Origin of the sequence: Parabacteroides sp. TM07-1AC (assembly GCF_003480915.1) — a bacterium.
Lineage (GTDB): Bacteria > Bacteroidota > Bacteroidia > Bacteroidales > Tannerellaceae > Parabacteroides > Parabacteroides chongii.
The window spans coordinates 382,928-396,796 of the sequence record NZ_QUKD01000003.1 but is presented as its reverse complement, the minus strand read 5'-3'; the positions used below and the strand labels follow the sequence as shown (position 1 = coordinate 396,796).

Genomic DNA, 13,869 nt, shown 5'->3' with positions numbered 1-13,869 from the left:
ATAATATTATGAATACTGTAATAAAATACATATTGGCTTTAGTTGCTTTTAACGGAATATTTGTTTCTTGTAATTATTTGGATGTGGTCCCTGATAATGTGGCAACTATAGATTATGCTTTCAGAAATAGGACTGCATGTGAGAAATTTTTGTTTACTTGTTATAGTTATCTACCAAAACATGGGGATGCAGTATCTGATCCGGCTATGGTTGCGACAGATGAGTGTTGGTATTTGTCATACATAAAATGGGCCGGACGTAATATTGCTAGAGGGCAACAAAATGTATCTAATCCTTATATGAATGGTTGGAGTGGAACGGATGGCCTTCCTGCTTTATGGGATGGTATACGCGATTGTAATATATTTCTGGAGAATGTTGATAAGGTACAGGATTTGACCCCAACAGAAAAAAAAGAATGGATTGCAGAGGTGAAATTTCTGAAAGCATATTTTCATTTTTATTTGTTCCGCATGTATGGACCTATCCCTATAATGGATCAAAATATACCTGTTTCAGCTTCCTCAGAAGATGTTAAGGTGTATCGTGAACCTGTGGATGAGGTTATTAATTATATAGCCGATTTAATGGATGAAGCAGCCCAGGATTTACCAGATGAAAGGGAAGTAATAGAGGGCACAGAGGCTGGTCATATTAATAATTTGATTGCGAAATCAATGAGAGCAAAGGTTCTAGTATATGGAGCCAGTAGTTTATTTAACGGAAATACAGATTACGTGTCGCTCATAGATAATAGAGGGATACAACTTTTTCCACAAAGTTATGATATAGAAAAATGGAAAAAAGCAGCAGATGCTTGTAAAGAAGCAATAGATTTGTGTCATGAACAAGGTAAGAGCCTTTACGCGACTGTGGATCCTCAGTTAAGCACAGTCAATGATACTTTTAAGATACAAACAACATATCGTCAGGCTATTTGTGATCGATGGAATTGTGAGTTAATCTGGGGTGGTACTAATTATGATAATAATTATTTGCAAAGACTTTCTGAAGCACGTATTGTTCGTCAAGCATCAGAGCAAATTAATGTTATTCGTACAGAATGGGCTCCTACATTAAAAATGGTAGAACAGTATTATACATCGAATGGTGTTCCTATGAATGAAGATAAGGAATGGCAAACTAATAATTGGTACGCTAATAGGTATGATATTCGTCAGGAGGTTTCTTCAGGTAAAGAAAGGTATTATGTAAAGGAGGGGGAAAAAACTGTTTATTTGCATTATAACAGAGAACCGCGTTTTTATGCAAGCATAGGTTTTGATCGTGGGATTTATTTTGGTAATGGTTATATCAAATTCCCAGAAGATGTAAAATATGCAGATTTTTTGGCAAGAGGTGTATCCGGAATGTTTTCAACGACTGAAAATTTATCTATTACGGGGTATTGTCCCAAAAAAATGCACAGTTATAAAAATGCTCAGACTGCGAATTCTGCCAATTTCGAATATTTTCCATTTCCAATTATGAGATTAGCTGATTTATATTTGTTATATGCAGAAGCTTTAAATGAGTATGGTGGTCCAAGTAACGAAGTATACAAATATTTGGATATGGTTCGTGAGCGAGTAGGTTTAGAAGGAGTAGAAAATTCTTGGCGAAAATATTCTGTAACTCCAGGTAAACCATCAAATCAGGCTGGATTAAGAGATATAATTCGTAAGGAGAGAACGATTGAGTTAGCTTTTGAAGGTGAACATTTCTGGGATATTCGTAGATGGAAACGTATTCAAGAATTGAATGATCAGCCTATGGGTTGGAATGTAACTAAAGGAGATACACCGGAAACATTTTATATTGTAACATCTGTATCTCCAACATTAGTCCAATTATCAGTGAGAGATTATTTTTGGCCTATAAAAGAGAGCGAGATGACGATTAATACAAATTTGGTACAAAATTTTGATTGGTAATTTAATCCTAAGTACATTATGAAAAATTTATTTCTAATATTATTGACCTCGATCGTTTTTGTGGCATGTTCCGAAGATCGTCGTTTAGTCGTGAAGACGGACACTATAGCGCCAGGAGGTGTAAGTGATGTTATCGTTGAAAATATTCCGGGAGGTGCTATTTTAAAATATAACTTGCCGGAAGATGAAGATTTGCTCTATGTAAAAGCGCTTTATTCTTTAAATGAAGGAAAAGAAAATGAAGTTCGAGCTTCATCTTATATTGATAGTTTGGTAATTCGGGGGTTTGGAACAGAGGATGAACGTAGCGTTAAAATTATTGCTGTAGATCATAGTGGTAATGAATCTGTTCCTGTACAGGTTGATATAAAACCATTAGAGCCTCCGGTAGTATCAATTGGAAAGTCTTTAAATCTAATGGCTGATTTTGGGGGCGTGACTGCTTTTTGGGTAAATGAAACTAAAGCTGAAGTTTCAGTCGTGCTTGAAGTTAAAGATGAGTATGAGGATTTCATACCGCTTGATGTTTACTATAGTAGTGTTGTGGATGGATCTGGATCTACTAGGGGTATGAATCCAGAGGCAAAAGACTTCAGAATTTTTGTGCGGGATAAATGGGGTAATAAAAGTAATTCACTTGAGAAAAAGTTAACACCTTTGTTTGAGGAAAAATTTAATATGTTAAAATTTTCTTCTTTGAAGTTGGACGGAGATGAGTCAGAAGGTTGGGGATGGGTTATGTCTAGACTTTGGGATGGATCGACTACAGGAGAAAATGGTTTTCATACAAATGTAGGAACCGGACGCTGGCCTCAAACTTTTTCTATGGATATGGGACAGACAGGGAAAATTAGTCGAATAAAACTGTGGCAACGCTGGGAAGATGATTATCCTTATAGGCATGGCAATATTAAACGTTTTGAGGTCTATGGAACGAATGATGAGGCTAATTTGAATGATTGGAATGTATGGACTAAATTGTTTGAAGGTGAAAGTATAAAACCATCAGGACTTCCAGAAGGCTCATATTCTGCAGAAGATCTGGCTTATGTTAAAGCTGGAGAAGAATTTCTCTGTCCTCCGGATATGCCGGCTGTGCGTTTCCTTCGCTTCAAAGTAACAGAAACTTGGTCAGGCGGAGAATTTTTCCATCTGATGGAAATGGAAGTTTACGGACAAGTAGAAAAGTAAAAATAATCTTATTCTAATCATCAAAAGTAAATATGAAAGTGAAAAATATAGTGTCAATGATCGTCTTAAGCATGGTTGTTTTAATGACTGCTTGTGATGGAATGAATGATCTTCATGTCGGCTATCTGGAAGAAGGCGAACGAATATATGCAGCCAAGGTTGATAGTGTATCTCCTGGAGCTGGAAAATTGCGAGTTAATATGGAAGTGTTTATTAAATCACAACGTATAAACAAATTACGTATCTATTGGAATTCTTATCAAGATTCTTTGGACTATATGATAAACGAGAACAAAGGTGTATTTAATATCATGGTTGAAAATTTACCAGAGCGGGAATATCTTTTCCAGATAGTTAGTTTTGATAAATACGGAAACCATTCACTTCCTGTAGAAGTTACTTCTAGAACTTATGGTGAATCATATCGGAGTACGCTATCTAATAGAATAATAAGTAGTCTGAAAAAAGGAGAACACGGTGAAGCTCTTTTCTCATGGGCACCTGCTGCTGATGATGCTCAATATACAGTTTTACAATACACCGATAATAAGAATAATTTACAAATACGAGAAATTGATGCTGCGTTATCACAAGATACAATTTCCGATTATTTACCAACATCATCATTCTCTTATTATACGGTTTATCGTCCTGCGAGTAATTCGCCGGATACTTTTGATACTGATAAGGAGACGGGGGCAATGCCTGAATAAAAAAAGGAAAGGTCATCCTTTACCCGAACACGACACGCTAAGCCGGAGATGGCGCGGGAACTCCTGCATGGTGAATTGTACTGACTTCTTATAAGTGATATAGTGACTTCTTATAGATGGCGTGGTGGCTTCTTATAGGTCTCCCGATCATTAAAGTCAAAGCTACTTTTTATTTAAAGAAGAAGGTAAAACTTTTTAATAATATTCAATCATGGCATTCTTTAAAAAAGTTCTAAAGAAAATGAGTGGTAAGTGGCATCCTCAGGCTGTTACCGTGGGGAAACCTGTGGCAACGAAAGAGGTTGCCGATCGGTTGTCACAAATCTCAACTGTTAGCCGTGCCGATGTGTATGCTGTCCTGATGGATTTGGCAGGTGTGTTGGCAGACTATATGGCACAGGGACGTAGCGTGAAGATCGATGGGTTAGGTACATTTTACTACACATGTACTTCCAATGGTAACGGAGCAGAGACGGCCGACAAGGTGAATGCTTCACAGATCACCGGTGTACGTGTCCGCTTCATCCCCGAAGCTACGAAGAAGAGCGGTAGCAAGTCGATGAACCGTACGCTTGTCAGTGATAACATCTTTTGGATGGAACTGAACGGTGCGGAAGAAACAACTCCGGGCGAGGACGATCGCCCTGTTATCGAATGATCGTTTTTTGAATGTATGGAGAGAGTGTTGCAAAGCAACTGTTTTGTTCGTCAGGACAGAAGAGGGGCTTGTGACACTTTCTTTTTGTTTGTGTATATGTTTTGACTTCGGATTTTTCCGTACTTTTGTCTTCAGATATAATTTAAAGAAAGGAATATATTATGAGCACAATAGAACTGGATGCCCGCCGGATGGAACTTATCCGAAAGATTATGGAAACAGACAGTATAGAGGTTCTTGATAAAGTGAAACAATCTTTCAACCGCGCGGTTAAAGCGGCTCAGGCTAAGAACACAGAATCTATTCCTGGCATCCCTTCTTCTTTGGATGAGGTAAAGCAGAATATTGAGGCTTTTGAGGCAGATCTTGATGCTGATATATTAGAAACGGTTTCTCATCAAGATGTGATGAAGGATGTACGTCAAATGCTAGTTTCGTTATGACATGCGAATGGAAGAAAACTGCTATGGCAGAACTGACTAAAGCTACAAAATATTGTGCGAAAACATTTGGAAAAAGAGTTGCAGAGAAATTTCTTGATTCAGTAGACCATCAGATTTTACTTTTGGCTGGAAATCCATTGATGGGGATTCATGTTCCTGAATTGGATACATCGCGTCGCCAATATCGAACTTTGTTAGTTCATAAACTATTTAAACTGGTGTATTATGTGGATGAGAAGAAATCTGTACTTTATATTGTTTCTCTTTGGGATGTTCGCCGCGCCCCCTCTACGTTAATAAGCCGTATTCGTAAAAAGAAGACTTAACTATCCGGAAATTTCCGTACTTTTGTCTTCTAATTTAAAGAACAGACAAAAGCAATGAAATATCTCATAAAAAGCCCGGAGGGAGCTATCCGGGCTTCCGTACAACTTCCTGCTTCCAAGAGCATCAGTAACCGTGCATTGATATTGAATGCCCTGAGTTATAGTCCTTACGATATACAGAATCTTTCCGATTGTGATGACACGGAGGTGATGGTCAGGGCGCTGAACTCCGATAGTCGTGATTTCGATATAAAGGCAGCCGGGACGGCGATGCGCTTCCTGACTGCTTTCCTTTCCAAGATAGTGGGTGAATGGACGATCACCGGAACAGAACGGATGAAGAACCGCCCGATCAAACTGTTGGTCGATGCACTCAACTCTTTAGGTGCCCGCATTGAATATATCGAGAAAGAAGGCTATCCTCCTTTGCGTATATTCGGAAGTGCTTTGCAGGGAGGCGAGATTTCATTGGCTGGAGGTATCAGTTCGCAATATATATCTGCCTTATTGATGATCGCTCCGTTGATGGAGAATGGCTTGACGCTTAACCTCGAAGGAAACATTATCTCCCGTCCTTATATCAATCTGACATTACAATTGATGGAACAGTTCGGGGTGAAAGCAACCTGGAACGGACAAACCATCAAGATTCTTCCTCAGGAATATAAACCGATCCATTTTACCGTGGAATCTGACTGGAGTGCCGCCTCTTATTGGTATTCCATCATGGCTTTGTCGAAAAATGCAGAAATAGAACTGCTCGGTCTTTTCAAAAACAGTCTGCAAGGCGATGCTGCCGGAGCGAAGCTATTCGCTCAGTTGGGTGTCGGAACGATCTTTACGGATCAGGGTGTCCGGTTGAAACATACAGGTAATGTGGCAAAGAAGTTACTTTATAATTTCGTCAATGAACCGGATTTGGCTCAAACTTTTGTTGTCTGCTGCGTGTTACTAAATATCCCCTTCCGCTTCACCGGTCTTCAGAGTCTGAAGATAAAAGAGACCGACCGTATCGAAGCTCTGAAAACAGAACTTCGTAAACTCGGTTACCTGCTGACCGACAGCAACGATAGTATCCTGGAATGGAACGGGGAACGGTGCGAACCGGAAGCAGATCCGGTTATCGCCACTTATGAAGATCACCGGATGGCAATGGCTTTTGCCCCGGCAGCACTAGTATTGCCGCTGGGACTGCAAGTTGCCGAGCCGGGAGTGGTGACAAAGAGTTATCCAGCCTATTGGGAAGACTTGAAGCAGGCCGGATTTAATATAATGGAAATTCAATAACACAACCGACAGCCTTGGCACTTATAACTGTCAACTGTCAACTGTCAATTGTCAACTGTCAACTAACATGTGGTACATAGTCATAGGCATAATCGTGCTGGGCGTTATTGCCGCCATAGCCGGTTATTTTCGAAATAAGAAATTGCAGCAGATGCTGGAACGCGGGGAGATCAGTGAAATACCCGAAGCACGTGAGATTCCCGAAGAATGTTGCGGCCAGCATGAGACCTGCGAACGCGACAGTCTCTTGGCTGCTGTCAGCAAAAAGATTGAATATTATGACGATGAGGAACTGGATCGTTTCCGGGGACTGGAGGGAGATGAGTATGAAGAGGATGCTGTCGATGAGTTCCGCGAGGTGCTTTATACTTTGCAGTCGGAAGAGGTAGCCGGATGGCTCCGTAGCCTGCAACTTCGTGGTGTGAACCTGCCCGATGCGCTGAAGGATGAAGCATTTCTAATTGTCGGTGAGAGAAGAATACATTAGACGGTAGAGAATGTCAACAAGTGTTCGGCATAAAGATTGTTTCTCCCTAATGAAACACTTGTTTCACCTAGGAGAAACAGTTGTTTCATTAGGGTGAAACTGTCAGCGCCTCGTACCGGATATAAAGAAAAGATAGCACAAATAAGACGAACCATCATACGGAATGAATATGGATCTATTACAATATACTTTTTTTCAACATGCTTTGCTGGGTAGCTTGCTTACTGCCATCACCTGCGGTATTGTCGGTACTTACGTTGTTGCCCGCCGGCTGGTATTTATCAGCGGAGGAATAACGCATGCTTCTTTCGGGGGGCTGGGACTTGGGTTTTATCTGGGGATGAATCCGATCCTGATGGCGATGGTGTTTTCCGTTCTCTCCGCTTTTGGGGTGGAGTGGGCGAGTAAGACGCAGAACGTCCGCGAGGACTCGGCAATTGCCGGTGTCTGGGCTTTAGGAATGGCGTTGGGTGTCATCTTCATTTTTCTGACCCCCGGCTATTCACCGAACCTCTCTGCTTACTTATTCGGTAATATCCTGACGATCTCCATGGCAGATATAATTTGGGTGGCTGCACTGGCAGTGGTACTGATTGCTGTCTTTTCCCTTTACCTGCGCGAAATTGTTTATGTCGCTTTCGACAGCGACTTTGCCAAGACACAGCATATCCATGTCAAATGGATCGAGTATATGATGATGTTTTTCATTGCACTGACTATCGTACTCTCTATTCGTTTAGTCGGTATTATGTTGTTGATGAGTCTGTTGACCTTGCCGCAGATAACGATCAATCTGTTTACTTCCGATTTTAAAAAGATCATCTGGGGAAGTATCGGTCTTGGTTTTCTGAGCTGTGTGACCGGACTGGTCCTTTCCTATTTCCTGAACGTACCTTCGGGGGCTTTTATAATCCTGGTGCTGGTAATGATCTTTTTGATCCTTAAAGCTGTATTATTCTTTATGAAAAGGCAATAAAACGGTTTCTTTCCAGTTTATTATATGATAAAGAGCACACATAATACGTGAAGAAAGGTTTTTACTATATAATTTCATTGTTCGTGGTACTCTTGCTTTGGTCGTGCAGTACGAAGAAAAACACCAAGGCAAGCCGGTTCTACCATTCTTTTACATCCCGTTATAATATCTATTTTAACGGGAAGACTTCTTTTGACGAAGCTTTGAACTCCATGCAGACCGGATATAAGGAAAGCTATTCCGAAATGATCCACATGTACCCGATCAGTGCGCAACCCAAAGACAAGAAAGAGACCGGCGGTCCTTTCGACCGTGCTATCGAAAAAGGCAACAAAGCCATCAAACTTCACTCCATTAAAGCCAAACCAGCCAAGAAGCCGGGCTGGCGCAACGACCCCAAGCAACGTGCTCTTCAGGAACAGGAAGAATACAATCCTTTTTTGAAAAAATGCTGGCTGCTGATCGGGCAGGGGCAGTTTTATAATGCCGACTTCCTGCAGGCATCCGCTACCTTTTCCTATATTGCCCGCCATTATGTGCAAGACGAAGAAGTGGTAGCCGAAGCCCGTTTGTGGCAGGCCCGCTGTTATTCGGAGATGGGCTGGTTCTATGAGTCCGAAGATATTTTAAGTAAGCTGAATACCAATGGGATTCCCCGGAAGAATCTGAATCAGTATGCAGCCGTCTATGCCGATTATCTGGTGAAAAGCAAGCAGTATGATGACGCTGTCCCTTATTTTAAGACTGCTATCAAATCGGAGAAAAACAAGCTCCAGCGTACCCGCATGAAGTATCTGTTGGGGCAGATCTATGCTGAGCAGGATCAGCCGGGACTGGCCTATAAGATGTTCAATGAAGTGGCAAAAGCAAGCCCTCCTTACGAGCTGGAGTTTGCTGCACGTATCCGTCAGACGGAAGTCTTTTCAGGCGCGAACTATCAGAAAGTGGTCAAGATGCTTAACCGGATGGCGAAGAGTGATAAGAATAAAGACTATTTGGACCAGGTTTATTATGCGTTGGGAAATGTCTACCTGAACAGGGAAGATACGGCAAATGCGATCAAAAATTACGAACTGGGTATTGAGAAAAGTACGCAGAACGGACTGGAGAAAGCGATTTGTCAGATCAAGCTGGGGGATATCTATTTTACCATGCGTGATTATGTGAAAGCACAGCCCTGTTTTAGCGGTGCTTTGTCCGGTATCCAGAAAGAGTATAAAGATTTTAAGCGTGTCTCGAAGCTCTCTGCCGTTTTGGACGAACTGGTCGTGCATGTCGAAGCCGTTCATTTGCAGGATAGTTTGCAGACGTTGGCAAAGATGCCGGAAGCGGAACGCCTGGCTGTCATCGACAAAATCATCGAACAGGTAAAAAAAGAGGAAGAAGAGGCGAAAGCTCTGGCGGAAAAAGAGGCTTACCTGGCTGACCAGGAGGCTAAAGGCTCCGGAATAAACCGTCCGGGAACAGAAACGGGAGGGATTGTTCTTCCGACTTCATCGGGTGGGACAGCTTTCTACTTCTATAATCCTTCGACCGTATCGCAGGGTAAGGCACAGTTCCAGCGTAAGTGGGGACGCCGTGCGTTGGAAGATAACTGGCGGAGACGGAAAAAAGAAATGTCGACCTTCAACGAGGAACCTTTGGAAGAAGGAGAAATGGCTGAGGGAGCAACTGGCGCTGTTGGTCCTGACGGGCAACCTTTGCCTACTGATTCTTTGGAAGCCGGTTTGCCGGGTGTGGCTGCCGACGATCCGAAGTCACGCGAGTATTATTTGCAGCAGTTGCCTTTTACAAAGGAAGATGTGGACGCTTCGAATATCATTATCGAGGATGGATTGTATAATATGGCTATGATCTATAAAGATAAACTGGAAGATCTGCCGTTGTCTATCGAGGCATTCGAAGAGTTGGAACGTCGTTTCCCGGATAACTCACATCGCCTGGACAGCTATTATCAGGTGTATCTGATGGCTCTCCGCACGGGGAACACGGCTTTGGCTTCTGAATACAAGACAAAGATGATCAATGCTTTCCCGAACGAGGATTATACGATTGCCATTTCCGATCCGAATTATGAATATAATATACGCAGGATGGATTCCGTGCAGGATTCTATCTACGAAGCGACTTATAATAGTTATCTGGCAAGCGATACGGTTAGCGTACGCCGGAATTTCCGCGATGTCAGTGCCAAATATCCGTTGGCAACTTTGATGCCTAAGTTTATGTTCCTGGATGCGTTGACTTACGTACAGGCGGGTGATGCAGAAGGTTTCAAGACTGCATTGAAGGCTTTGGTGGAGAAATATCCTACAGCCGATGTGACGGAGCTGGCCGGTGAAATGCTGAAGGGAATCCTTCGTGGCCGTACCTTGATGCAAGGCAATGTAACTGGTATGACCTGGAACCTGCGTTTCGGTCTGGGTGAAGACGGTAGTTTGTCTGCCGCCGATTCTGCCCGTACGTTTACTGCTGAGCCGAATACTCCGTATCGCATGATCCTGATGTATCCGACCGGAACGGTAGATAAGAATCAGTTGTTGTTTGCTGTGGCAGCTTATAACTTCGCTAACTTTATGGTGAAGGAGTTCGATCTCGCCTTTGAAGAAGCCGGTCCGATGTCCATGCTGAACATCAGCGGATTCACAGGTATCGAAGAGATTCTGCAATATTATAAGATGATTTATGGTAAGGACGGCTATGCGCAGGCGTTGGATAAGAATGTCGCTATCCTTCCGATATCCGAAGACAACTACGAAACGTTGATGCGCGGTAAGACACTGGAAGAATATATCAACTTCTTTGCAGAGAACTTCGGCGAAAAAGCACCGGAACTGGCAGCCCGTTGGAAGAACCGTATGCAGGACGAAACCGATACGGAATCTCCGGATGAAGAACCGTCGGAAGAAGCAGAAAAGCCGGAAAGTGAAACTCCGTCAAAAGAAATCAAGTCGGTACGTAAGAAAGAAACTCCGGCGGAAGAAAAGGAGAAAACCGTTGAACAGCCTGCTGTAAAAGATACTGTTATTCCGGAAACCATCGTACCGGATACGGTTGTCTCTGTCCCTGTTCCGGCCCTAGAGATTCCGGTCGATACTGTATCCGTACAGCCTTCTGTACCTGATACGACAATTATATCTTCTTCTCAGGATACTGTCCCTGCGGTTCAAGCTCCGGAAGAGCGGAAAGAACTTACTTTAAAAGAAATAGAAGCTATCCGCAAGCGTGAGGCTAAGGAAGAAGAAGCTCGTAAGGAAGAGGCCCGCAAGGAATTTGAAGCTCAGCAGAAAGCTGAAAAAGAATTGCAGGAGCAGAAAGAGAAAGAACGTGCCGAACTGTTGAAGAAACAGGAAGAAGAAGAAAAGGCTCTTCTGAAAGCGAAAGCCGATCGCGAAAAGCAACTGGAGCAGGATCGTAAGAACAAGCAGAAACAGGCAGAAGCCGACCGCAAAGCCAAGCTGAAAGCCCGCGAAGAACTGCGCAAGCAGAAAGAACGCCAGTATAAGGAGACGCTCAAACAAAAGGAAAAAGAGCGTAAGCTGAAAGAAAAAGCATATAAGGAGACACTGAAAGCGAAAGAAAAGGCTCGCCGTGAAGCTCGGAAGGCGAAAGAGGCGGCAGCGAGAAACCGGAAAAAATAAACCGGTAGAATCGATAAAAAGAAAAGGTGTATCAGAATAGCCATGCTATGAGATACACCTTTTTTATTTGCTAAAAACTACCAAACGGTTAAAATCCGAAATATTGTTTTGCGTTTTTGTAACTGATATTCTCTACCATCTTACCGATGAAAGGCATTTCAGAAACAGGCAGTTCACCGTTTTCCACCTCCTTACCCAACATGTTGCAAAGGATGCGGCGGAAATATTCGTGACGAGGATAAGACAGGAAGCTGCGTGAGTCGGTCAGCATTCCGACAAAACGGCTCAACAGCCCCAGGTCGGAAAGCGTATTCATTTGCGCTTCCATACCGTGTATCTGATCGAGGAACCACCAGCCGGCACCATATTGCATCTTGCCAGGCAGCGAACCGTCGTTGAAGCTGTAAGCTGTAGTCATCATAACCGCGCTGTCCTTCGGATTCAGGTTGTAGAAAATAGACTTTGCCAACATGCCTTCTTCTTCCAGGCGGCTTAGGAAACGGATCATCGGAACGGCAACCGGTGCATCGTCGATGGCATCGTATCCCGTGTCCGGACCTAACAATTTGAACATGCGGGCATTGTTATTACGTGTCGGACCGATGTGGAACTGTTGTACCCAGTCGGTTTTCGCATCCATAACAGCCAGTTCATACAGGATGGCAGAACGGAATTTATCTACTTCTTCAGCTGTCAAAGACTTGTTCATACGTGCTTTCATGAAGATCGCTTCAATCTCGGCATTCGTATAAGGGGCTGCGTAGAACGTAGTCAGACCGTGGTCGGATACGCGGCAACCTTCGGCAGCAAAATAATCATGACGTTTCTGTAAAGCACCCAGCAAATCCTTGAAAGAAAGGATCGCCAAGTCGGATGCCGCTTCCAGCTTGCCCAGATATTCGTTGTAGGCAGCTGTATTGTCGATCGCCATAGCCTTGTCCGGACGCCAGGTTGGAAGCACTTTGGTCTTCAACGGGGTGTTACGGATGGCTTTATGATATTCCAGCGAATCTATCGGATCGTCTGTCGTACAAACAACCTCTACATTCATGCGTTCCATGATGGCTTGCGCGCGAAATTCGGGTGTTTGCAGTTTGGCGGTACATTCGTCGTATATTTCTCGTGCAGTAGAAGGATTCAATACCTTGTCGACACCGAATATACGGCTCAGTTCCAGGTGAGTCCAGTGGTAAAGCGGATTACGCATCGCATGCTGTAACGTATCCGCCCATTTTTGGAATTTCTCGTAAGCCGGTTTATTACCGGTGATATATTCTTCGGGAACACCATTTGCACGCATGGCACGCCATTTGTAATGGTCTCCGCCCAGCCAAATCTCTGTCAGGTCGGCAAATTGATAATTGTCGGCTATTTGTTGCGGGATCAGATGACAGTGGTAGTCAATGATCGGCATTTTCTCTGCATGTTCATGATACAGCTTCTGTGCTGTCTCCGTCTGTAGCAGGAAATCTGAATCAAGAAATGGTCTCATAGCTTAACGGTATTTTTTGATAATTTCCAGCGCATTGATACAAAGGTCGGTGATCGCTTTCCAGTCTTTGGCTGCAATCGCCTCTTTCGGGAATAGCTTCGAACCCATACCTACGCAGGTTACACCGGCCTTGAACCAGCCTGACAGGTTTTCTTCCGTCGGCTCTACAGCTCCGGTAGCCATGATCAGCGACCAGGGCATCGGTGCTTTCATATTCTTTACGAAAGAAGGTCCACCCACATTTCCGGCAGGGAATACTTTGCACAGGTCGCATCCTACTTCCTGGGCAAAACCGATCTCGGAAACAGATCCGCATCCCGGTGTATAAGGAACCAGACGGCGGTTACATACTTTCGCGATTTCCGGGTTGAACAACGGGCCTACTACAAAGTTCGCTCCCAGTTGCAGGAACAAAGCGGCAGTAGCCGGATCGACAATCGAACCGATACCCAGGATCATTTCCGGACATTCTTTTGCTGCATATTTTACCAGTTCGGCAAATACTTCGTGCGCGAAATCGCCACGGTTGGTAAATTCGAATGCACGGACACCGCCATCGTAACAAGCTTTCAGTACTTGTTTGGCTGTTTCTACATCTTTATTATAGTAAACAGGTACCATGCCGGTGCTGATCATCGCATTCAATACCTGTAGTTTATTAAATCTAGCCATAACTATTTATTCTTTAAATATTAACTGTCAACTGTCAATTTTCAACTGT

General features: G+C 43.3%; 12 protein-coding genes. 10 read left to right on the top strand and 2 right to left on the bottom strand.

Annotated elements, in window-relative coordinates; genetic code table 11:
• Positions 1-8 precede the first annotated feature (8 nt).
• The 10 genes from DXD68_RS09315 to DXD68_RS09270 all read left to right on the top strand — a co-directional run bounded on the left by DXD68_RS09315 (position 9) and on the right by DXD68_RS09270 (position 11,656).
• The gene (locus tag DXD68_RS09315) at positions 9-1,934 is read left to right on the top strand and encodes a RagB/SusD family nutrient uptake outer membrane protein (protein ID WP_122361370.1); all 1,926 of its coding nucleotides are present in this window, start codon (positions 9-11) and stop codon (positions 1,932-1,934) included.
• 18 nt (positions 1,935-1,952) lie between these two features.
• On the top strand, positions 1,953-3,125 hold the full coding sequence (locus DXD68_RS09310) for a DUF5000 domain-containing lipoprotein (RefSeq protein WP_122361369.1): 1,173 nt from the start codon (positions 1,953-1,955) through the stop codon (positions 3,123-3,125).
• A gap of 32 nt (positions 3,126-3,157) precedes the next feature.
• Positions 3,158-3,838 carry a DUF4998 domain-containing protein gene (locus DXD68_RS09305; protein ID WP_122361368.1) on the top strand — a complete coding sequence of 227 codons (681 nt, stop codon included), beginning with the start codon at positions 3,158-3,160 and terminating at the stop codon, positions 3,836-3,838.
• 211 nt (positions 3,839-4,049) lie between these two features.
• Positions 4,050-4,496 carry an HU family DNA-binding protein gene (locus tag DXD68_RS09300; protein ID WP_122361367.1) on the top strand — a complete coding sequence of 149 codons (447 nt, stop codon included), beginning with the start codon at positions 4,050-4,052 and terminating at the stop codon, positions 4,494-4,496.
• 161 nt (positions 4,497-4,657) lie between these two features.
• Positions 4,658-4,939: a hypothetical protein gene (locus tag DXD68_RS09295; RefSeq protein WP_122361366.1), complete on the top strand. Its 282-nt coding sequence runs from the start codon at positions 4,658-4,660 to the stop codon at positions 4,937-4,939.
• The gene (locus tag DXD68_RS09290) at positions 4,936-5,265 is read left to right on the top strand and encodes a type II toxin-antitoxin system RelE/ParE family toxin (RefSeq protein WP_122361365.1); all 330 of its coding nucleotides are present in this window, start codon (positions 4,936-4,938) and stop codon (positions 5,263-5,265) included. Before DXD68_RS09295 ends, DXD68_RS09290 begins: the two co-directional genes overlap by 4 nt.
• Positions 5,266-5,319: 54 nt before the next feature.
• Positions 5,320-6,552, top strand: coding sequence for a 3-phosphoshikimate 1-carboxyvinyltransferase (locus DXD68_RS09285; RefSeq protein ID WP_122361364.1), 1,233 nt, complete (start codon positions 5,320-5,322; stop codon positions 6,550-6,552).
• A 67-nt stretch (positions 6,553-6,619) separates the two neighbouring features.
• Positions 6,620-7,039, top strand: coding sequence for a phospholipase (locus tag DXD68_RS09280; protein WP_122361363.1), 420 nt, complete (start codon positions 6,620-6,622; stop codon positions 7,037-7,039).
• Positions 7,040-7,208: 169 nt separating this feature from the next.
• Positions 7,209-8,015, top strand: a complete 807-nt coding sequence (locus DXD68_RS09275; protein ID WP_122361460.1) for a metal ABC transporter permease — start codon at positions 7,209-7,211, stop codon at positions 8,013-8,015.
• Positions 8,016-8,062: 47 nt separating this feature from the next.
• Positions 8,063-11,656 (top strand): tetratricopeptide repeat protein, encoded by a 3,594-nt coding sequence (locus tag DXD68_RS09270; protein WP_122361362.1) that lies wholly within the window; start codon positions 8,063-8,065, stop codon positions 11,654-11,656.
• Between the two features lie 88 nt (positions 11,657-11,744).
• On the opposite strand, the gene uxaC is transcribed toward DXD68_RS09270, so the two are convergent.
• Together uxaC and DXD68_RS09260 are read right to left on the bottom strand one after the other, a co-directional pair.
• Entirely contained in the window at positions 11,745-13,148 is a 1,404-nt protein-coding gene (uxaC, locus tag DXD68_RS09265) for a glucuronate isomerase (RefSeq protein WP_122361361.1), read from the bottom strand.
• Positions 13,149-13,151: 3 nt separating this feature from the next.
• Complete coding sequence (locus DXD68_RS09260) at positions 13,152-13,820, bottom strand: bifunctional 4-hydroxy-2-oxoglutarate aldolase/2-dehydro-3-deoxy-phosphogluconate aldolase (RefSeq protein WP_122361360.1); 669 nt, start codon at positions 13,818-13,820, stop codon at positions 13,152-13,154.
• Between the last annotated feature and the right edge of the window lie 49 nt (positions 13,821-13,869).